At 70.0% G+C, this 17795-nt stretch carries 17 protein-coding genes and 1 riboswitch; of the genes, 8 read left to right on the plus strand and 9 right to left on the minus strand.

All coding sequences use genetic code 11. From position 1 onward, the window contains the following. Nucleotides 1-43 precede the first annotated feature (43 nt). Both ABZ297_RS34755 and ABZ297_RS34760 read right to left on the minus strand, forming a co-directional pair. On the minus strand, nucleotides 44-1042 hold the full coding sequence (locus tag ABZ297_RS34755; protein WP_355355432.1) for a S8 family serine peptidase: 999 nt from the start codon (nucleotides 1040-1042) through the stop codon (nucleotides 44-46). Further along, nucleotides 1039-1653 carry a hypothetical protein gene (locus ABZ297_RS34760; protein WP_355355434.1) on the minus strand — a complete coding sequence of 205 codons (615 nt, stop codon included), beginning with the start codon at nucleotides 1651-1653 and terminating at the stop codon, nucleotides 1039-1041. The genes ABZ297_RS34755 and ABZ297_RS34760 overlap by 4 nt, the downstream gene beginning before the upstream one ends. A 342-nt stretch (nucleotides 1654-1995) precedes the next feature. Between ABZ297_RS34760 and ABZ297_RS34765 the strand changes: the two genes are divergently transcribed. Then, nucleotides 1996-2298: a DUF3263 domain-containing protein gene (locus ABZ297_RS34765; RefSeq protein WP_355355477.1), complete on the plus strand. Its 303-nt coding sequence runs from the start codon at nucleotides 1996-1998 to the stop codon at nucleotides 2296-2298. 39 nt (nucleotides 2299-2337) lie between these two features. Continuing rightward, on the plus strand, nucleotides 2338-3108 hold the full coding sequence (gene otsB, locus ABZ297_RS34770; protein ID WP_355355436.1) for a trehalose-phosphatase: 771 nt from the start codon (nucleotides 2338-2340) through the stop codon (nucleotides 3106-3108). Between the two features lie 21 nt (nucleotides 3109-3129). Here otsB and ABZ297_RS34775 read toward each other — a convergent pair whose 3' ends face one another. Both ABZ297_RS34775 and ABZ297_RS34780 read right to left on the minus strand, forming a co-directional pair. Next, nucleotides 3130-4290 (minus strand): MFS transporter, encoded by a 1161-nt coding sequence (locus tag ABZ297_RS34775; RefSeq protein ID WP_355355438.1) that lies wholly within the window; start codon nucleotides 4288-4290, stop codon nucleotides 3130-3132. Between the two features lie 63 nt (nucleotides 4291-4353). After that, nucleotides 4354-5790: a trehalose-6-phosphate synthase gene (locus tag ABZ297_RS34780; protein ID WP_355355440.1), complete on the minus strand. Its 1437-nt coding sequence runs from the start codon at nucleotides 5788-5790 to the stop codon at nucleotides 4354-4356. Between the two features lie 31 nt (nucleotides 5791-5821). On the opposite strand from ABZ297_RS34780, the gene ABZ297_RS34785 reads away from it, so the two are divergent. The 5 genes from ABZ297_RS34785 to groL all read left to right on the plus strand — a co-directional run bounded on the left by ABZ297_RS34785 (nucleotide 5822) and on the right by groL (nucleotide 10494). Then, a complete protein-coding gene (locus ABZ297_RS34785; RefSeq protein WP_350807859.1) occupies nucleotides 5822-6376 on the plus strand; it encodes an RNA polymerase sigma factor in 555 nt (184 codons plus the stop codon). A 79-nt stretch (nucleotides 6377-6455) separates the two neighbouring features. After that, a riboswitch (SAM riboswitch) is annotated at nucleotides 6456-6596 on the plus strand. 13 nt (nucleotides 6597-6609) lie between these two features. Beyond that, entirely contained in the window at nucleotides 6610-7842 is a 1233-nt protein-coding gene (gene thrC, locus ABZ297_RS34790) for a threonine synthase (RefSeq protein WP_355355442.1), read from the plus strand. Nucleotides 7843-7867: 25 nt separating this feature from the next. Beyond that, the gene (locus tag ABZ297_RS34795; protein WP_350807862.1) at nucleotides 7868-8143 is read left to right on the plus strand and encodes a MoaD/ThiS family protein; all 276 of its coding nucleotides are present in this window, start codon (nucleotides 7868-7870) and stop codon (nucleotides 8141-8143) included. A 229-nt stretch (nucleotides 8144-8372) separates the two neighbouring features. After that, nucleotides 8373-8573 (plus strand): cold-shock protein, encoded by a 201-nt coding sequence (locus ABZ297_RS34800; protein WP_049559825.1) that lies wholly within the window; start codon nucleotides 8373-8375, stop codon nucleotides 8571-8573. A 295-nt stretch (nucleotides 8574-8868) separates the two neighbouring features. Beyond that, nucleotides 8869-10494: a chaperonin GroEL gene (groL, locus tag ABZ297_RS34805; RefSeq protein WP_355355445.1), complete on the plus strand. Its 1626-nt coding sequence runs from the start codon at nucleotides 8869-8871 to the stop codon at nucleotides 10492-10494. Nucleotides 10495-10584: 90 nt separating this feature from the next. Here groL and ABZ297_RS34810 read toward each other — a convergent pair whose 3' ends face one another. Both ABZ297_RS34810 and ABZ297_RS34815 read right to left on the minus strand, forming a co-directional pair. Further along, the gene (locus ABZ297_RS34810; RefSeq protein ID WP_355355447.1) at nucleotides 10585-11115 is read right to left on the minus strand and encodes a YbhB/YbcL family Raf kinase inhibitor-like protein; all 531 of its coding nucleotides are present in this window, start codon (nucleotides 11113-11115) and stop codon (nucleotides 10585-10587) included. Nucleotides 11116-11230: 115 nt separating this feature from the next. After that, entirely contained in the window at nucleotides 11231-13231 is a 2001-nt protein-coding gene (locus ABZ297_RS34815; protein WP_355355449.1) for an AAA family ATPase, read from the minus strand. 113 nt (nucleotides 13232-13344) lie between these two features. On the opposite strand from ABZ297_RS34815, the gene ABZ297_RS34820 reads away from it, so the two are divergent. Then, nucleotides 13345-13680: a hypothetical protein gene (locus ABZ297_RS34820; RefSeq protein WP_355355451.1), complete on the plus strand. Its 336-nt coding sequence runs from the start codon at nucleotides 13345-13347 to the stop codon at nucleotides 13678-13680. A gap of 204 nt (nucleotides 13681-13884) precedes the next feature. Here the strand turns inward: ABZ297_RS34820 and ABZ297_RS34825 are convergent, their stop codons facing one another. The 3 genes from ABZ297_RS34825 to ABZ297_RS34835 all read right to left on the minus strand — a co-directional run bounded on the left by ABZ297_RS34825 (nucleotide 13885) and on the right by ABZ297_RS34835 (nucleotide 17618). Continuing rightward, nucleotides 13885-15537: a DNA repair helicase XPB gene (locus tag ABZ297_RS34825; protein WP_355355453.1), complete on the minus strand. Its 1653-nt coding sequence runs from the start codon at nucleotides 15535-15537 to the stop codon at nucleotides 13885-13887. A 63-nt stretch (nucleotides 15538-15600) separates the two neighbouring features. Continuing rightward, on the minus strand, nucleotides 15601-15969 hold the full coding sequence (locus tag ABZ297_RS34830) for a hypothetical protein (protein ID WP_355355455.1): 369 nt from the start codon (nucleotides 15967-15969) through the stop codon (nucleotides 15601-15603). A gap of 167 nt (nucleotides 15970-16136) precedes the next feature. Next, entirely contained in the window at nucleotides 16137-17618 is a 1482-nt protein-coding gene (locus tag ABZ297_RS34835) for an AMP-binding protein (RefSeq protein ID WP_355355457.1), read from the minus strand. Nucleotides 17619-17795: the final 177 nt, after the last annotated feature.

Here is a 17795-nt window from a genome sequence, read left to right on the forward strand (position 1 = left end):
AACCTCCGCGGCGTCGGCGAGAGCGTCAAGATCAACGTCCTGCTCACCGCGGTCGCACGCGCAGCGCGAGCGCCGCGTCGGCCAGCCCGTGCCCGTAGGAGCTGTCGTAGCCCCCGGCAGGACGCCTCCTGGTGCCCTGCTCTACCGCCATCCGCACGTGATACGGCGACAGGTCCGGATGCGCGGACCTGACCAGCGCCGCGATCCCCGCCACCAGGGCGGCGGCGGAGCTCGTCCCGTCGCCCACCATGTACGAGCCGGCCCCGTCGGCGGTGACGATCTCGGTGCCCGGCGCGACGACCGACAGGTAGTCCTGCCGGTTGGAGAACGGTGTCACCCTGAGCCGCTTGTCGACCGCCCCCACCGCGATCACGCCCGGATAGGCGGCGGGGAAGTTCTTCCTGTTCGTCGAGTTGCCGTCGTTGCCGGCCGAGGCCACCAGGACGGCCCCGCGCCCGATCGCGTACTGCACGGCCTCCTCCTCGGCCGCCGACCCCTCCCACGAGCCGCTGCCGCCGCCGAGCGACATGCTGATGACGTCCGCGCCCTGGTCGGCCGCGTACCTGATGCCGCGGGCGAGCGCGTCACGCGAGCCCGAGCCGCGCTTCTCGCGCAGCGGGTCGCCGTTCTCCAGGGTGACTCTGACCGACAGCACCCGGGCCTCGGGGGCCACGCCGAGCACGCCGTCGTCCTTGGCCGCCCGCGCGTGGTCGTCGCTGTGCCCGCGTCCGGCGATCAGGCTGGCCATGGCGGTGCCGTGGTGCCCCCACATCTCCGGCTCCCTGGCGGCGCCGGTCAGGTCGGGGCCCTCGATCACGGCTCCGTCCAGGTCGGGGTGGTGGCCGTTCACGCCCGTGTCGAGGACGGCGACGAGCACCCCCTCGCCCTTGCTCTCCCGCCACGCCTCGGGCAGCTGGAGCGCGGACAGCTGCCACTGCCTGGCCCGCGCGGTGGCGCCCGCGTCGATCGGTCCGTCCGGGACGCCGCCGACCAGCACCGCCGTCAGGCAGACGGGGACCAGCCCGGCCATCAGCCTGCTCATCGTGTCAGGTTCCGGTGCAGCGCCGTGGCGAGCTGGCGCGCGGTGGCGCGGAGCCGCGCGGGAGCGCGGTCGCCGGGACGGTACGCTCTGCCGTCCGCGTATCCGGCGGCGGCCAGCACCACGTAGCGGTCACGGACGGCCGCGCGGCCACCGGTGAAGTACTGCCGCGCGCCGAACCGCTCGGCGGGCCCGCCGGAGAAGGCCGCAGGCCGCACGGTCGGCGGCCGGCCTCCCCAGCGGGCGGACGTCCGCCTGCCCGGCTTGGCCAGGACGGCGATGCCGACCGTGGCGACGTAGGTCTCCGTGCTGTCGGTGTAGGTGGCGCGCAGCGCGGTGAGACAGCCCGGCAGCGCGGGCAGGGCACGGCGCTGGAACGCCGCCCGGCAGGACGTCTCGGGGGCGACCCCGGCCAGCACGTACGTCACGCGCGCCCCGGAGGGGCTGGTGCCGGGGACGGTGTGGGGGAAGATCCTGATCGTCGGCCACGCGTGCCAGCGTTCCGGCACGGGCGGTTCGGCCGCCGGCCAGAGCACGGACAGGAGCGACAGCAGGGCAAGCGACAGTTGGAACACGTCGACCTCGGGGGAAGGGGACGCCCGATGTCCGTGCATTCTGACATGCGGCCGATGATTCAATCCGACGCTTCGGTAAACAGACCGATACGCGGTGTAATTACCGTTCTGTGGCTTTCGTCTTCTTAGGGAGTCGGCGAAGGCCGGACGTGAGCCCCAGGCGGAAGGCCGAGGCGCTGCGCCGCGTCACCGCCGCCCGTGGCACGCGGCGACGTAGCCGTCCTCGAGGCGGTAGTCAGTGAGAAGCGTGATGACAGAGGTCACACCTGGTGACTGTACGTCTCGCAATCCACCGTGAACACCCGTACTCGGCACATTACGATGGCGACGGGCCGCGATGCGCGCGACGTGATCGTCGTGTGCCCTTCCGAGGAGGAAACCATGGACACCGCACCGCTCAGCGGTGACAGTGCTGCCGAGGAACCGTCCCGACAACCCCTCACAGAACGCGAACTAGAGCTCCTCGCCTTCGAGCGCCAGTGGTGGCGCCACGCGGGCGCCAAGGAACAGGCCATCAAGGAGACCTTCGGGTTCTCCGCCACCCGCTACTACCAGTTGCTCGGCGAATTGATCGACAGGCCGGAGGCGCTGGAACAGGACCCGATGCTGGTCAAGCGGCTGCGCAGGCTGCGCGCCGCGCGCCAGCGCGACCGCGCGGCCAGACGATTTGGCATGCGTCCCTGACCTGCTGGGTACGGCAGCCGCGTGAGGAACATCCCTGGAATGGAAGCGATTCTGAGAGACCCAGGCGGAGCCGTGATCGGGCTCGACTTCGACGGAACCCTGTCGCCGATCGTGCCCGACCCCGCCTCCGCCAGGATCCACCCGCAGGCCGCCGCCGTGCTCGCCGATCTGGGGCGGCACGTGTGCGCGGTGGTCATCGTGACCGGCAGGCCCGTGGCCAAGGCGCTGGAGCTCGGGCCCGGCCTGGCCGACGTGCCCGGCCTGGTGATACTCGGCCACTATGGCTTCGAGAGATGGGAGAACGGCCGGGTCTCCGCGCCCCCGCCCCCGCCGGGTGTGCCGCGCGCCGAGGCGGAGCTGCCGCTCCTGCTCGACTCGCTCGCCCTGGAAGGCGTGACGGTCGAGGACAAGGGCCGGGCCGTGGCCGTCCACACCAGGCGCGCCGCCGACCCCGAAGGCGCGCTGGCCGCATTGCGCGAGCCGCTGGCCAAGCTGGCGGAGAAGCACGGGCTGGTGATCGAGCCCGGACGGATGGTGCTGGAGCTACGACCGCCCGGAATGGACAAGGGCCACGCGCTCAGCCTGTTCCTCACCGCGCGGTCCGCGCGGTCCGTGCTGTTCGCCGGCGACGACCTCGGCGACCTGGCCGCCTTCGACGCCGTCAGGGTGTCCGGGCTGCCCGGCGTGACGGTGTGCAGCGGCTCGACCGAGGTGACAGCGCTGGCCGAGCGCGCCGACATCGTCGTGGACGGCCCCGACGGCGTGGTGGCGTTGCTGGCGGAGCTGGCGTCGGCTCTCAGTCGCTCGTGAGCCGTCTGCAAGCGCCCGTCGCTAACGCGTCCTGGAGCTGAGCACGCCGCAGACGGCCAGCCCGATGAGCACCGGCACCAGCAGGAACGCGGTGCTGGTGCCGAAGCCGTCGGCGAGCGCGCCCAGCAGGAGCGGCCCGACGGCCATCGCGACGCCGGCCCAGATCGGCGCAGCAGCCGAGGCACGGTCGGGATGGTCGCCCGAGGCGGTGATCATCCCGGCCAGCGCGAGCGGGAACTGCAGCGCGGCGCCGAGCCCGGCGATCACCAGCCCCGCGTAGCCGATCACCGGCTGGGCACCCAGCCAGAAGACCAGCCAGCCGGCTCCGGTCAGCAGCATCGCGCCGACGAGCAGCCGGGCGGGCGGCAGCCGCAGCGCCAGGTTGCCTCCGGCGAACCTGCCGACCGCCAGGCCGACGGTGAACGCGGTCAGGCCGGTGGCCGCCCGCGCGGCGCTGAGCCCGGTGTTGGTGGCGAACAGCGCGGCGGCCCACAGGTTGAAGCAGAACTCCAGCGCCACGACGCAGAACAGCACCGCGCCCGCCAGGTGGAAGCGCCAGCCCGGACGCCCGCCGCTCTCGTGCGGGCCGCCCGCGCTCCGGTCGCGTTCGGGGACCCAGACCCTGCCCAGGGCGGCGGCCAGCACGGCCGTGAGCACGGGCGTGACCAGCAGCGCGGGCCGCCAGCCGAGCCCGTTCTGCGCGGCCACACTGAGCAGGAACGACACCCCGATCCCAAGGACGACGGCGACCCCGTTCGCCTCGCTGATCGCGGCGGCTCCGGCCGGGCCGTGGTGCTCGCTCAGCGCGGCCAACGCGCTGTAGAGCGCCATCGAGCCGAGGGCGCCGCCCAGCCCGTACCCGAGGAGGGTGGCGGGCGCCGCGGGGACGAGCACGATGAGCACGACGCTCGCGCTCATGCCCGCCAGACCGGCCCAGACGAGGGCGCGCCTGCCGAACCTCCTGGTGAGGACGGGCAGCGAGAGCCCGGTCAGCACGTTGCCCGCGGCCATCGCGGTGCCGTGTAACCCGGCGACCGCGTTCGACACGTGCAGGTCGTCGCGCAGGAGCGGCAGGGCGGCGCTCAGGCCGTACAGGAACGTGGCGAACGTGCCGAGCTGGAGGTAGACGAGCCAGGTGGGCAGGTCTCGGGTGAGCCGGATGCGTGCAGAGACCGTCGCCATCCGGCAGCCCCCATCGAATATGCGTGGATGACACCTGTAAGTAGATGCCACCTGAAGTGGATGTCAGCTGAAATCGTAATTCAGGGCATCCAGCTGGGCCGAGAGCCATTTCTGTGGCGGCAGCGCGGTGGCCGCCGCCTCCAGGCTGTCGCGACGGCGCCTGCGCTCATCCTCCGGCATGACCAGCGCCCGGTGCAGGGCCCCCGCCGTGTCGATGACGTCGTACGGGTTGACGACCAGCGCGTGCGCGCCCAGCTCGGCCGCCGCGCCCGCCTCGCGCGAGAGCACCAGCGCGCAGCGCGGCGACAGGACCGGGCCCTCCTTGGCCACCAGGTTCATGCCGTCGCGGATCGGGTTCACCAGCAGCACGTCGGCCAGGCGGTAGGCGGCCAGCGAGCGCGGGTAGTCGTCGTTGACGTTGAGGATCAGCGGGTTCCAGTCTTCGGTGGCGTACTCGTCCTCGATCTCCTGCGCGCAGCGCTGCACCGACGCGGTGTACTCGCGGTACTCGGGCAGGTCGTGCCTGCTGGGGTAGGCGAAGGCGAGGTGGATGACGCGTCCGTGCCACTCGGGATGGGCGGCAAGGAACTCGCGGTAGGCGAGCAGGCCGCGCACGATGTTCTTGGACAGCTCCGTGCGGTCGATGCGGACGATCAGCTTGCGGTCGCCGACCTCGTCCCTGAGCGCGGCCATGTGCGACTCGACGTCCGGCTCGCAGGCCCGCGCCCACAGCGCCTCGCCGTCGACGCCGAGCGCGTGCACGCCGACGCGGGTGGTCCGGCCCCCGTGGGCGACGGTACGGCCGGCGCGGTCGACCTGCGCGCCCAGCAGCCGCTCGCAGCAGTCCATGAACGCGGCGGCCCAGCGCTCGGTGAGGAAGCCCGCGTGGTCGGCGGCCAGGATGCCCTCCAGGACCTCGCGGGCGACCGCGTCGGGGAGCAGCGAGAAGTACTCGGGCGGCGCCCACGGGGTGTGGCTGAAGTGCGCGATGCGCAGGTCGGGGCGCTCGGCGCGGAGCATCGCCGGGGTCAGCGTCAGGTGGTAGTCCTGGACCATCACGCGGGCGCCGTGGCCGGCCTCCTCGGCGAGCGCGAGCGCGAAAGCGCGGTTGTAGTCGCGGTAGGACTCCCACTCGCGCTGGAACCTGGAGCCGAAAATCGGCGCGTTGGGGATGTCGTAGAGCAGGTGGTTGACGAACCAGAGCGTCGAGTTGGCCACCGCGTTGTAGGCGCGGTGGAACGTGGCCGGGGGGATGTCGAGCATCCGCAACGCGCCGGTGTCGTAGCCCGCCTGGTCGAGCCGGCCGCTGGGCGACTGACGAACGGCGCTGCGATCACCGTCGGACAGTGCCGCGCAGACCCAGAGCACGCCGTAGTCCTTGGCGACCCCTGAGAGCCCCGACACCAGGCCGCCACCACCGCGTTTCATGGTCAGCACGCCGTCGTCAGAGACGGTGAACGAGACCGGCCCTCTGTTCGAAGCCACCAGCACGCTGTTCATTTCAGTTGCCTCCGACCTTAGGATCCCAGCTATGGCGCTTGATGAGCTAACCGAGGAACTTGCCCGCTCCGCCGCTGCGGGAGATCATCGCGCGCTCGGCGAGCTCCTGAAGCGGATCGAACCGGACGTGCTGCGACACTGCGCTCGTATCCTGCCCTACCACCAGGATGCTGAGGAGGCCTCCCAGGACACCCTGCTCGCCGTCGCGCGGAACATCGGCCGGTTCGAGGGGCGTGCCAGGTTCAGCACCTGGCTGCACATCGTGACCGCCAACTGCGCGCGCACCACGTACCGGTCGCTGAAGCGCAGGGCGGCGGAGCAGAGCTCCGACGAGCTGCCCCTGCAGAAGCCGGACGTGCGGCGGGTTAGCGTGATCGCCGGGTCGCGGCTCGACCTGCTCGACGCGATGGAGGCGCTGGAGGCCGACAAGCCCGACCTCGCGCAGGCGCTCGTGCTGCGCGACATCGTGCAGCTCGACTACAACGAGGTCGCCGAGCAGCTCAAGATCCCGCTCGGCACCGCCAAATCGCGTATCCACCAGGCGCGCAAGTATGTCCAGGGCGTGCTCGGCGAGGAGTATCGATGAGATCTACTGTCTCGCATTCTGAGACAGCTGGCCGGGATGCGGGCGTGGCCAGGTAGCATCCCTTTCGACAACTGAATATTGCTCATCCAGAGGGGTGGAGGGACCGGCCCTGCGAAGCCCCGGCAACCCTCCCGGTTCAAGGCTCGCGACCCGCGAGGCCGACCGGGACAGGGTGCCAATTCCGGTCTGCGGTCAGGGTGGCCGCAGGCGAAGATGAGGGAAGGCCTCGCTTCATGTCGCTTGACTTTGGTCCTGCTGTCGCTCTCTCCTGCCGCGAGTGCGGCACCCGCTACGACCTTGGTCCCAGCTTCGCCTGTCTGGAGTGTTTCGGGCCGCTTGAGGCGGCCTACTCCTTCGGTGAGGTGACCCGGGCGCAGATCGAGTCCGGGCCCGCGAACATCTGGCGCTACCGTTCGCTGCTCCCCGTCCCCGTCGACGTCGCGTCCAAGCCGAACATGAACCCCGGCTGGACGAAGCTGGTCAAGGCCGGCAACCTCGGGCGGGCGCTGGGCATCAAGTCCCTGTACGTCAAGGACGACTCGGGCAACCCCACCCACTCCTTCAAGGACCGGGTCGTCGCGATCGCCGTCGAGGCGGCGCGCAACTTCGGCTTCCACACCCTCTCCTGCTCCTCCACCGGCAACCTGGCGGGCGCGGTCACGGCCGCCGCGGCCCGGGCCGGGCTCGACGCCTGCGTGTTCATCCCCGCCGACCTGGAGCAGGCCAAGATCGCCATGGCCCGGGTGTTCGGCGGCAAGCTGGTCGGCATCCAGGGCACCTACGACGAGGTCAACCGGTTCTGCTCCGAGCTGATCGGCGACCCGCTGGGCGACAAGTGGGGCTTCGTCAACGTCAACCTGCGGCCGTACTACGCCGAGGGCTCCAAGACGCTGGCGTACGAGATCGCCGAGCAGCTCGGCTGGCGGCTGCCCGAGCAGATCGTCATCCCGATCGCCTCGGGCTCCCAGCTCACGAAGATCGACAAGGGCTTCAAGGAGCTGGTGGCGCTGGGCCTGGTGGAGGACACCCCCTACAAGGTCTTCGGGGCCCAGGCGCTCGGCTGCTCGCCGGTCTCGGCCGCGTTCAAGGCGGGCCACGACGTGGTGCAGCCGGTCAAGCCCGACACCATCGCCAAGTCGCTGGCCATCGGCAACCCCGCCGACGGGCCGTACGTGCTCGACATCGCCCGCCGAACCGGAGGGGCGGTGGAGGACGTCACCGACGCCGAGATCGTCGCCGCGATCAAGCTGCTGGCCTCGACCGAGGGCATCTTCGCCGAGACCGCCGGCGGGGTCACCGTGGGCGTGCTGAAGAAGCTCGTCGAGGCCGGGCAGCTCGACCCGGAGGCCGAGACCGTGGTGCTGAACACCGGCGACGGGCTCAAGACGCTCGACGCCGTGGCCGCCGACGCCACACCCACCGCCGTGATCCGGCCCTCTCTCGACGCGTTCCGCGCGGCTGTCTGACAACCAGGAAAGGCGAGTTAAACCCATGAGCGTTTCTGTGCGGATTCCCACCATCCTGCGCACCTACACCGGTGGTAACGCGGAAGTGAGTGGCGAGGGCGCGACTCTTCGTGACGTCCTTGCCAAGCTCGACTCCGACTACCCCGGCATCGGAGCGCGAATTCTGGATGATTCGGGCAAGATTCGTCGTTTTGTCAACGTTTACGTTGGCGAAGAGGACGTCCGTTTTGTCGAAGGGCTCGACACACCGGCACCTGAAGGCGCACAGATCTCTATCATCCCAGCAGTCGCCGGCGGCTGACCGTCCAGGTGGAGAAGGGCGCCCCTCGGGGCGCCTTCTTCATTTCTCGTTCAATTCAACGAGCCCTCCTCTGGACGAAATATGCGGTTCGTAGATTGACTCTGTTGCCAAACGCCGTGCCACAGGTATGGTCGAGGGCGATCGTCTGGCTGATTTAGCGATAAGTCATGCGATTACGGGTCGCGTATGGAATGGGCGCGATCTGCGAGCCCAGTAAGAGGAGTCAGAAGTGGCGCAGGGCACCGTCAAGTGGTTCAACGCGGACAAGGGCTACGGCTTCATCGCGGTAGACGGTGGTAAGGATGTATTCGTCCATTACTCAGCGATCATGATGGACGGGTACCGCTCTCTCGAACAGGGACAGCGTGTCGAGTTCGAGATCACGCAGGGCCAGAAGGGGCCGCAGGCGGAGTCCGTCCGCTCGGTCTGAAGCGCTGGTACGCAGTGGCCGGCCCGCACGGCAGCGCAGTTCGTGCGGTCTCGCCATCCCCTCTGGGTACGGCGGGCCATGTGGCCCGCCGTACCGACTGACCTGGGCGGCAGTGGTGTTCGCTTGCACTCGGCGGGGTAGAGTGCTAAACAGTTCGTTGGCACTCTCTTCCGCAGAGTGCCAACAACGGGATCGAGGCGATGGGGCCTGCCGAACGGAGTTGCGGGCCCATATGCCGTCGCGGGCGTCGGCTCGGTCCACAACAAGCCACCCTGCATCTGGGAGGTCTAGCCTTATGGCAGCCAAGATGATCGCGTTTGACGAGGACGCCCGGCGCGGTCTCGAGCGCGGTATGAACCAGCTCGCTGACGCCGTCAAGGTGACCCTCGGCCCCAAGGGCCGCAACGTCGTGCTGGAGAAGAAGTGGGGCGCTCCCACGATCACCAACGACGGTGTCTCCATCGCCAAGGAGATCGAGCTCGAGGACCCTTGGGAGAAGATCGGCGCTGAGCTGGTCAAGGAAGTCGCCAAGAAGACCGACGACGTCGCCGGCGACGGCACCACCACCGCCACCGTGCTCGCCCAGGCGCTGGTACGTGAGGGTCTGCGTAACGTGGCCGCCGGCGCCAACCCGATGTCCCTGAAGAAGGGCATCGAGTCGGCCGTCGAGCGGGTCAGCGAGGAGCTCTCCAAGCTGGCCAAGGACGTGGAGACCAAGGAGCAGATCGCCTCCACCGCCTCCATCTCCGCCGCCGACCCCGAGATCGGCTCGCTCATCGCCGAGGCGATGGACAAGGTCGGCAAGGAAGGCGTCATCACCGTCGAGGAGAGCAACACCTTCGGCCTCGAGCTCGAGCTCACCGAGGGCATGCGCTTCGACAAGGGCATGACGTCGATGTACTTCGTCACCGACTCCGACCGCATGGAGGCCGTGCTCGAAGACCCGTACATCCTGATCGTCAACTCGAAGGTCTCGGCCAACAAGGACCTCCTGCCGCTGCTCGACAAGGTCGTGCAGTCGGGCAAGCCGCTCCTGATCATCGCCGAGGACGTCGAGGGCGAGGCCCTGGCCACCCTGGTCGTCAACAAGATCCGCGGTCTGTTCCGCTCGGTGGCCGTCAAGGCTCCGGGCTTCGGTGACCGTCGCAAGGCGATGCTGGGCGACATCGCGATCCTGGCCGGTGGCCAGGTCATCGCCGAGGAGGTCGGTCTCAAGCTCGAGAACGCCACCCTCGACCTGCTCGGCCGCGCCCGCAAGGTCGTCGTCACCAAGGACGAGACCACCATCGTCGACGGCGCCGGTGACCCCGACGCGATCGCCGGCCGGGTCAACGAGATCCGTGCGGAGATCGAGCGCACCGACTCCGACTACGACCGTGAGAAGCTCCAGGAGCGTCTGGCGAAGCTGGCCGGCGGCGTGGCCGTCATCAAGGCCGGTGCGGCCACCGAGGTCGAGCTGAAGGAGCGCAAGCACCGTATCGAGGACGCCGTGCGCAACGCGAAGGCGGCCGTCGAGGAGGGCATCGTCCCCGGTGGTGGCGTGGCGCTGCTGCAGGCGGGCGCGAAGGCGTTCGACAAGCTCGAGCTTCAGGGTGACGAGGCCACTGGTGCGGCGATCGTCCGCAAGGCGCTGGAGGAGCCGCTCAAGCAGATCGCGGTCAACGCCGGCCTTGAGGGTGGCGTCGTGGTCGAGCGGGTTCGCAACCTCACGCCGGGCGAGGGCCTCAACGCCGCTTCGGGTGAGTACGTGAACATGTTCGAGTCGGGCATCATCGACCCGGCCAAGGTGACGCGCTCTGCGCTGCAGAACGCCGCTTCCATCGCGGCGCTCTTCCTCACCACCGAGGCCGTCATCGCTGAGAAGCCGGAGAAGACTCCCGCGGCCCCGGCCATGCCGGGCGGCGGCGACATGGACTTCTGAGTCCACGCCTCACACGAGATCAGGGCGACCCGTTCGGGCCGCCCTTTTCTTGTGCCCGCCCCGGGCGTCTGCCGTTCGGGCCGCGGTGTGTCAGATGCCGAAGTGGGTGACGATGTGGCCGCGGGCGAGCGTGTTGGCGGTGATGTTGAAGCCCACCACGGCGGGGCTCGCGTCGCTGCCGACGCCCAGCGTGTCGACGCCGAGCGCGTGCACGGTGAAGACGTACCGGTGCGGGGCGCCCGGCGGGGGAGCGGCGCCGCCGAACTCCTTGGTGCCGTAGTCGTTGCGCGCGTGCGCCGCCCCCTGGGGGAGCCCCTTGAAGTCGGGGCCGGTGCCCGCGCCGGTGGGCAGCTCCGTGACCGAGGCCGGGAGGTCGTAGAGCACCCAGTGCCAGAACCCGCTGCCCGTGGGGGCGTCGGGGTCGTAGCAGGTGACGGCGTAGCTCCGGGTCTCGGCCGGGGTGCCCGACCAGCGCAGGTGCGGCGAGAGGTTCTGCCCGGTCATCCCCCAGTCGTTGAAGACGTGGAGGTCGCTCAGCCTCTCGCCCTCGGTGATGTCGTCGCTCTCGACCACGAGCGCGGGAACGGGCGGCAGGTATTCGTGCGGGAGCGGTGCGGGCACGGCGTCCTCCTAGGGTGAGAGAGCTCGAGCCACCATCCTAGGGACGGTCGGCCCGCCGGAGCCGGCCTGGTGATAGGGCGTGCCGTGTGGCGGGCGGCCCGCCACACGGGAGCGCTCAGGCCACCAGCTGGGCGGGCAGCGCCTTGTGGTGCAGGACGGTGAGCGAGGTGACCGCACGCGTGAGCACCACGTACAGCCTGGCCAGGCCGCGCGGCTCCGCCGCCACGATGTCGGCGGGCTCGACCACGATCACGTGGTCGTACTCCAGACCCTTGGCCAGCGTCGCCGGGATGACCAGCAGCCGGTGCTCCTCGGTGGAGTCGGGGCCGAGCACGGCGTGGGCCAGGCCGTCGAGCTCGGCGGAGACTCCGGCCACCATCGCGTCGGGCACGATGACGCCGATCGAGCCCTCACGTTCCAGCGCCTCGCGGACGGCCTCCGCGACCGCGCCGCCCTGCCGCACCGCCAGCGAGCCCACACCAGGACGCAGGGAGCGCGGCGGCGCCAGGCCGGGGGCGATGGACGGGAGCAGCTGGGCGGCGTAGTCGAGCACCTCGCGCGGCACGCGGAAGCCGAGCGTCAGCTCGGTGACCTCGCCGTCGGCCTGGCCCAGGTGCTTGAGGACGGTCTCCCAGGAGCTGGTCGACCACGGGGTGGTGCCCTGGGCGAGGTCGCCGAGGACGGTCGCCGAGCCGTTGCGGCAGCGCCGGCCGAGCGCGCGCAGCTGCATCTCCGACAGGTCCTGCGCCTCGTCCACGACCAGGTGGCCGAGCGAGGGCGTGCGTTCGATCAGGTCGGCGAGCTCGTCGAGCAGCGCCGCGTCGGCCGCCGACCACTTCGCGGACCTGTGCCCCCGGAACGGCTTCCGCCACAGCAGCATTTCCTGCTCTTCAGGCGAAAAATCGGACTTGCAGGCTTTAGCGAGGAATGCTGGGTCCGAGAAGAGCCTGAACAGGACCTGCTCCGGAGTGAGCTTGGGCCAGACCGCATCGACCAGCTGCTTGACCGGCTTGGACCTGGCCACGGCGTCCTGGACCCGGTCGTCGGGTGACTCGCCGCGCTGCTCCATCCGTACCAGCACCTGGTGGGCCAGCCGCTGCGCCAGCGCCGCGCGCCCGGGGCCGTAGCGGGTGGTGCCGCGCAGCGAGGCGACGATCTCGCGCACCTCGTAGTCGGCCACCCGGAACCGGTAGGCGCCCTTGGTGTAAACGACGCCCTCCTCCGGCTTCACGATGTGCAGCCAGAGCGCCCGCTCCAGCACCGCGGCCATCCGGGCGTCGCCCTTCACGGCCGACACCATCGGCTCCTCGGGCCAGGCGTGCTCGCCGAGCAGCCCCGCGACGGTCGTCTGGTCGACCTTGACCTCGCCCAGCGCGGGCAGCACGGACGAGATGTACGACAGGAACGCCTTGTTCGGCCCCACGATCATCACCCCGGAGCGCGCCAGCCGCTCGCGGTGGGTGAACAGCAGGTAGGCCGCCCGGTGCAGGCCGACCGCGGTCTTCCCGGTGCCGGGAGCCCCCTGGACGCACACGGTCTGCGACAGCGTGGAGCGGACGATCTCGTCCTGGTCGGGCTGGATGGTGGCGACGATGTCGCGCATCGGGCCGGTGCGCGGGCGCTCGATCTCCTCAGTGAGGATCTTCGAAGGGCTGATCTCCTCGCCCTCGGCCAGCGGCTCGTCCTCGAAGGCGGTCAGCGCGCCGCCGTGGTAACCGAAGCGGCGGCGGCGCACGATGTCCATCGGCTCGGCGGGGCTGGCCTGGTAGAAGGCCCGGGACACGGGCGCGCGCCAGTCGATGACCAGGGGGCGGCTGCTGCCGTCGTGGACGTGGCGGCGTCCGACGTAGATCGTGGTGGGCAGGTCGTCGCCGGCCGAGCGGTCGAGGCGGCCGAAGAACAGCGGCGTGTCGGGGTGGTCGGCGAGGGCGGCCACCCGCTGGTCGAGCAGCGACTGCAGGATCTGCTGCGACACCCAGTCGCCGGCGGCGTCGGCCGAGAGCGACTCGGCGTGTGTCCGCATGGCCTTGAGCGCGGCCCTGGACTCTGCCAGGTGGGCCTGCTCGGACGCGAGCACGTCGGCGGGTATGTCGGGGGCCAGTTGGTGTGCGGGCATGCGAAAGTGCCTCCCCATCGGAGAATCGGAGGTGGTAACAGGTAGCGAATCCGCCAGTTTAGTACCTGGCGCGGGCAGGCTTCCAAAGGATTTCGCCGGGGTAGGAAGGGCCTGTGGCGCGCGTGCGGTTCGGTATCTCGCCGATCATTCCGACCATCGCCAGCTTCCTGCTCGCGGCGTTCTGGGGACTTTCGGTGTTCGCGGGGTGGGGGCTGGAGGCGTTCTGCACGGGCGACGAGCCGGTCGTCGGCTGCTCGGAGCGGCTTGAGTCGGTGTCGTTCGTGTCGGCGTGGTTCGCTGTGCTGGCGGCGTGCTTCACGGCCGGTGCCTGGCTGATCCCGGCCTCCCGGAACGATCAGGTGGTGTTCACCCGGCTCATGGGGGTGAGCGTGGCCGCGTGGATCGTCGCGGAAGGGGTGCTCTTCCTGGGCGGCCTGCTCGCCAGATAACAGCACCCTGACAAATGCGAAAATTTCGGGCATATCTGGTGGGATTGCCGGATCATGGGGGTATGTCGCAGGCTGTCTCGGATGCGGCGGTTGTTAGCGCGCAGGTGAGGGGGGTGGTTCGATTGTCGACGACCCGCGGAGTTTCGTGGACGTGACAGATGGCCGATGCCTGGCCGCTCGCCGAAGAGCGGCCGGGCCTCAGCCTCAGACCCCGCCCAGCACGTCGTCGGCGTCGATGATCTGGTAGGCGTATCCCTGCTCGGCCAGGAACCGCTGGCGGTGCGCCGCGAACTCCTGGTCCACCGTGTCGCGGCTGACCACCGTGTAGAAGCGCGCGCCGCCGCCGTCGGCCTTGGGACGCAGCACCCGTCCGAGGCGCTGAGCCTCCTCCTGGCGTGACCCGAACGTCCCCGACACCTGGATGGCCACCGCCGCCTCCGGCAGGTCGATGGAGAAGTTGGCCACCTTCGACACCACCAGGACCTGGATCTCCTTGTCGCGGAAGGCCTGGTAGAGCCGCTCGCGCTCCTTCACCCTGGTCTCGCCCTTGATGACCGGCGCGTTCAGGTGCTCGCCCAGCTCGTCGAGCTGGTCGATGTACTGGCCGATCACCAGCACCTGGTCGCCCAGGTGCTGCCGGACCAGCGCCTCCGTCACCTGCGTCTTGGACGGGGTCGTGGCGCAGAACCGGTAGCGCTCCTCGTTCTCGGCCATCGCGTAGGCCAGCCGCTCCTCGTCCGTCAGCGTGACCCGCACCTCGACGCAGTCGGCGGGGGCGATCCAGCCCTGGTTCTCCATCTCCTTCCACGGCGCGTCGTAGCGCTTGGGGCCGATCAGGGAGAACACGTCCCCTTCACGGCCGTCCTCGCGCACGAGCGTCGCGGTCAGCCCGACGCGCCTGCGGGCCTGCAGGTCGGCGGTCATCCGGAAGATCGGCGCGGGCAGCAGGTGCACCTCGTCGTAGACGATCAGGCCCCAGTCGCGGGCGTCGAACAGCTCCAGGTGGCTGTAGACGCCCTTCCGCCTGGTCGTCATCACCTGGTAGGTGGCGATCGTGACCGGGCGGATCTCCTTCTTCGTGCCGGAGTACTCGCCGATCTCGTCCTCGGTCAGCGAGGTGCGCTTGAGCAGCTCCTGCTTCCACTGGTGGGCGCTGACCGTGTTGGTGACCATGATCAGCGTGGTGGCCTGGGCGTGCGCCATCGCGGCCGCGCCGACGATGGTCTTGCCCGCGCCGCAGGGCAGCACGACCACGCCCGAGCCGCCGTGCCAGAAGGCGTCGGCCGCCTCCTGCTGGTAGGGGCGCAGCGCCCAGCCGTCCTGCTGGAGCTTGATCGGGTGGTGCTCGCCGTCGACGTACCCGGCGAGGTCCTCGGCAGGCCAGCCCAGCTTGAGCAGCGCCTGCTTGACGTTGCCGCGGTCGCTCGGATGGACGGCGACCGCGTCGGCGCCGAGCCGGTCGCCCAGCATCGGCTGGATCTTCCTGGAGCGCAGCACCTCCTCCAGGACCGCCCTGTCGGTCGAGGTCAGGACGAGCCCGTGGGCGGGGTCCTTCTCCAGCCTGAGCCGGCCGTACCTGGCCATGGTCTCGGCGACGTCGACGAGCAGCGCGTGCGGGACGGGGTAACGGCTGTAGTTGATCAGCGCGTCGATGACCTGCTCCGCGTCGTGCCCGGCGGCGCGCGCGTTCCACAGCGCCAGCGGCGTGACACGGTAGGTGTGGACGTGTTCGGGCGCGCGCTCGAGCTCGGCGAACGGCGCGATGGCCTTGCGGCACTCGTCGGCCTTCTCGTGCTCGACCTCTAGCAGCAGCGTCTTGTCGGACTGGACGATGAGCGGGCCGTCGTTCACGGACATCCCTTCCTACGGTTGACCCTTATCCAACACAAACGACGGCGAGAACAGTCCCCGGACAGGCGGTCAGCTGCTGGATTCGTCGTCCAGGTAGCCGTTCACCCCGAGAAAGACGAAGGTGCCGATCGTCAGCACGAAGCCCAGCCCGAACAGGACCCAGCTCCAGACGAGCAGGCTGCGCGCGCTCTCCGGGCGGGTGCTCACCCGGCTCAGGGCTAAGCCCGCGAGGACGGCGCCCGGGATGGCCAGGATGTTGCAGCACGAGGGGATCGCGACGGCGTTGAGCACGAGCGCGACGATCGCCTTCGCCCTCGGCCCGTCGGCGTGGGGAGGCGGCGGATGGCCGTAGCCGTACTGCGGCGGAGGGTGCTGGCCGTACGGCGTGCCATAGGGCTGGTAGGGGTAGTCGCCGTCGGACGGGGGTTCCTGGCTCACGTCACCTCCTAGTTCGTTCACCAGGTTCGTCAACATTTATCACGAACGCCCACGTGGCTGGGGTTCTTGCCACGGACCAGCATGGCGGAACGGCCCCGCTGGCGAGCCCGCTTGGCTGAACCGGGCAGATTATCGGCAGGGGCCTTGCCCGCGCGGCAACCCGGCGGCTACTCGCAGAGCCTGGCGCGCAGGATCTTGCGGTCGAGCTTGAGGACGCTGGTGACCGGGATCGAGTCGGCGAACCTCACCTCGCGCGGGTACCGAACCCTGCCCACCCGGTCGCGGGCCCAGTCGATCAGCTCCTCGGCGGTCGCCGTGCCACCCGGCCTGAGCTGGACGAACGCCACGACCTCCTCCCCGACGCGCGGATCGGGGCGGCCCACGACGCAGGAGGCGGCCACGTCGGGATGCCGGTTGAGCGCGTCCTCGACGTCGCGGGGGAACACGTTGAACCCGCCGCGGATGATCAGGTCCTTCTTCCTGTCCACGACGTAGAGGTAGCCGTCGTCGTCCACGCAGCCGATGTCGCCGGTGCGCAGCTCGCCGTCGACCAGCGCGGTGCCCTCCGGGTCGGGGGCGAGCTCGCCCCAGTAGCCGAGCATCAGGGACTCGCCCGACACGCAGATCTCGCCCACGTCCCCGGCCTCGACGGGCTCGCCGGACGAGTCGCGGATCGTGATCCGGTAGCCCGACAGCGGCAGGCCGACGCTGCCGATCCTGCGCCTGCCGGGCGGGTTGAAGGTGGTGACGGCGCTGGTCTCGGTCAGGCCGTAGCCCTCCAGGACCTGCACGCCCGGCATCCGGCGCTCGAACTCCTCCAGCAGCTCCCTGCCGAGCGGCGCCGCTCCACAGGTGAGGAAGGCCAGATCGGGCAGTGGGTGGGCGTCGAGCGGCTCGTCCAGGAGCATCCGCAGCATGGACGGGACGACGGCGCCGTACTGCACGCGCTGTTCGGCGGCCAGCGCGAGGAACGCCTTGGGGTCGAACCACCGCATCAGGACGGCCTGCCGCGGCTCCCGGGCGTGCATCCCGGCGACCGTGATGATGAGCCCGTAGGCGTGGGAGAGCGGCACCGGCACGATCGCGCGGTCGACGCCCTCCTGATGTGACAGCTCGTAGGCGTCCTTGGCGACGTGCCAGAGCCCGCGGTGGCTCAGCATGACCCCTTTGGCCGTGCCGGTGGTGCCGCCCGTGTACATCAGAGCCGCCAGGTCCGTGGGGTCCCTCGGCACCGGCCCGCGCTCGTCGGCCTGCTCCAGCTTGGACGTTTCCACAAATACGCGGATTTCAACACCCGCCGCCTCGACCGTCTCCACGAGCTCGGGGGACGTCACGATCGCGACCGCACCGCTGTCGAGGAGGATGTGCCGCAGTTCCCCGGCCCCCACCAGGAACACCACCGGGGTCACCACCGCCCCGGCCGCCCACAGCGCCTGGTAGATCAGCGGGACCTCGGGGGAGGTCGCCATCATCACCACGACCCGATCGCCGGGCCGCACCCCCGCGTCCGCGAACCCGCCGCACACCCTGCGCGCCCGCGCGGCCTGCTGATGGCTGCGGTGCCAGACCCCCTCGTAGAACACCGAGTCGAAGTCCTCGAACCTGTTCCACGACTCCTCGGCCAACCGGCCCAGTGATTGCTCGGTCACAAGCCCAACCTGATGTGATCAACGCCGCCCCGTCAAGCCTCGGGACTAGTCACACGGGAGGACGACATCGGTGGGCAGGCTATGACTTTCGGGTCATTTGCCGGGCCGCTGGACGCGATCGTGTATCGATCAGCCGATCCGAAGCTCTTTCACCTTGCATACTCGACAGCCGTCGTG

It is taken from the genome of Nonomuraea sp. NPDC005983 (assembly GCF_040614375.1).
Classification (GTDB): domain Bacteria; phylum Actinomycetota; class Actinomycetes; order Streptosporangiales; family Streptosporangiaceae; genus Nonomuraea.

Coding starts and splice junctions, on each gene's coding strand:
- ABZ297_RS34785 (WP_350807859.1), top strand. CDS start 5,822: ATGGCGCTTGATGAGCTAACCGAGGAACTTGCCCGCTCCGCCGCTGCG.
- ABZ297_RS34765 (WP_355355477.1), top strand. CDS start 1,996: ATGGACACCGCACCGCTCAGCGGTGACAGTGCTGCCGAGGAACCGTCC.
- ABZ297_RS34795 (WP_350807862.1), top strand. CDS start 7,868: ATGAGCGTTTCTGTGCGGATTCCCACCATCCTGCGCACCTACACCGGT.
- groL (WP_355355445.1), top strand. CDS start 8,869: ATGGCAGCCAAGATGATCGCGTTTGACGAGGACGCCCGGCGCGGTCTC.
- ABZ297_RS34815 (WP_355355449.1), bottom strand. CDS start 13,231: ATGCCCGCACACCAACTGGCCCCCGACATACCCGCCGACGTGCTCGCG.
- otsB (WP_355355436.1), top strand. CDS start 2,338: ATGGAAGCGATTCTGAGAGACCCAGGCGGAGCCGTGATCGGGCTCGAC.
- ABZ297_RS34760 (WP_355355434.1), bottom strand. CDS start 1,653: ATGCACGGACATCGGGCGTCCCCTTCCCCCGAGGTCGACGTGTTCCAA.
- thrC (WP_355355442.1), top strand. CDS start 6,610: ATGTCGCTTGACTTTGGTCCTGCTGTCGCTCTCTCCTGCCGCGAGTGC.
- ABZ297_RS34775 (WP_355355438.1), bottom strand. CDS start 4,290: ATGGCGACGGTCTCTGCACGCATCCGGCTCACCCGAGACCTGCCCACC.
- ABZ297_RS34780 (WP_355355440.1), bottom strand. CDS start 5,790: ATGAACAGCGTGCTGGTGGCTTCGAACAGAGGGCCGGTCTCGTTCACC.
- ABZ297_RS34825 (WP_355355453.1), bottom strand. CDS start 15,537: ATGTCCGTGAACGACGGCCCGCTCATCGTCCAGTCCGACAAGACGCTG.
- ABZ297_RS34755 (WP_355355432.1), bottom strand. CDS start 1,042: ATGAGCAGGCTGATGGCCGGGCTGGTCCCCGTCTGCCTGACGGCGGTG.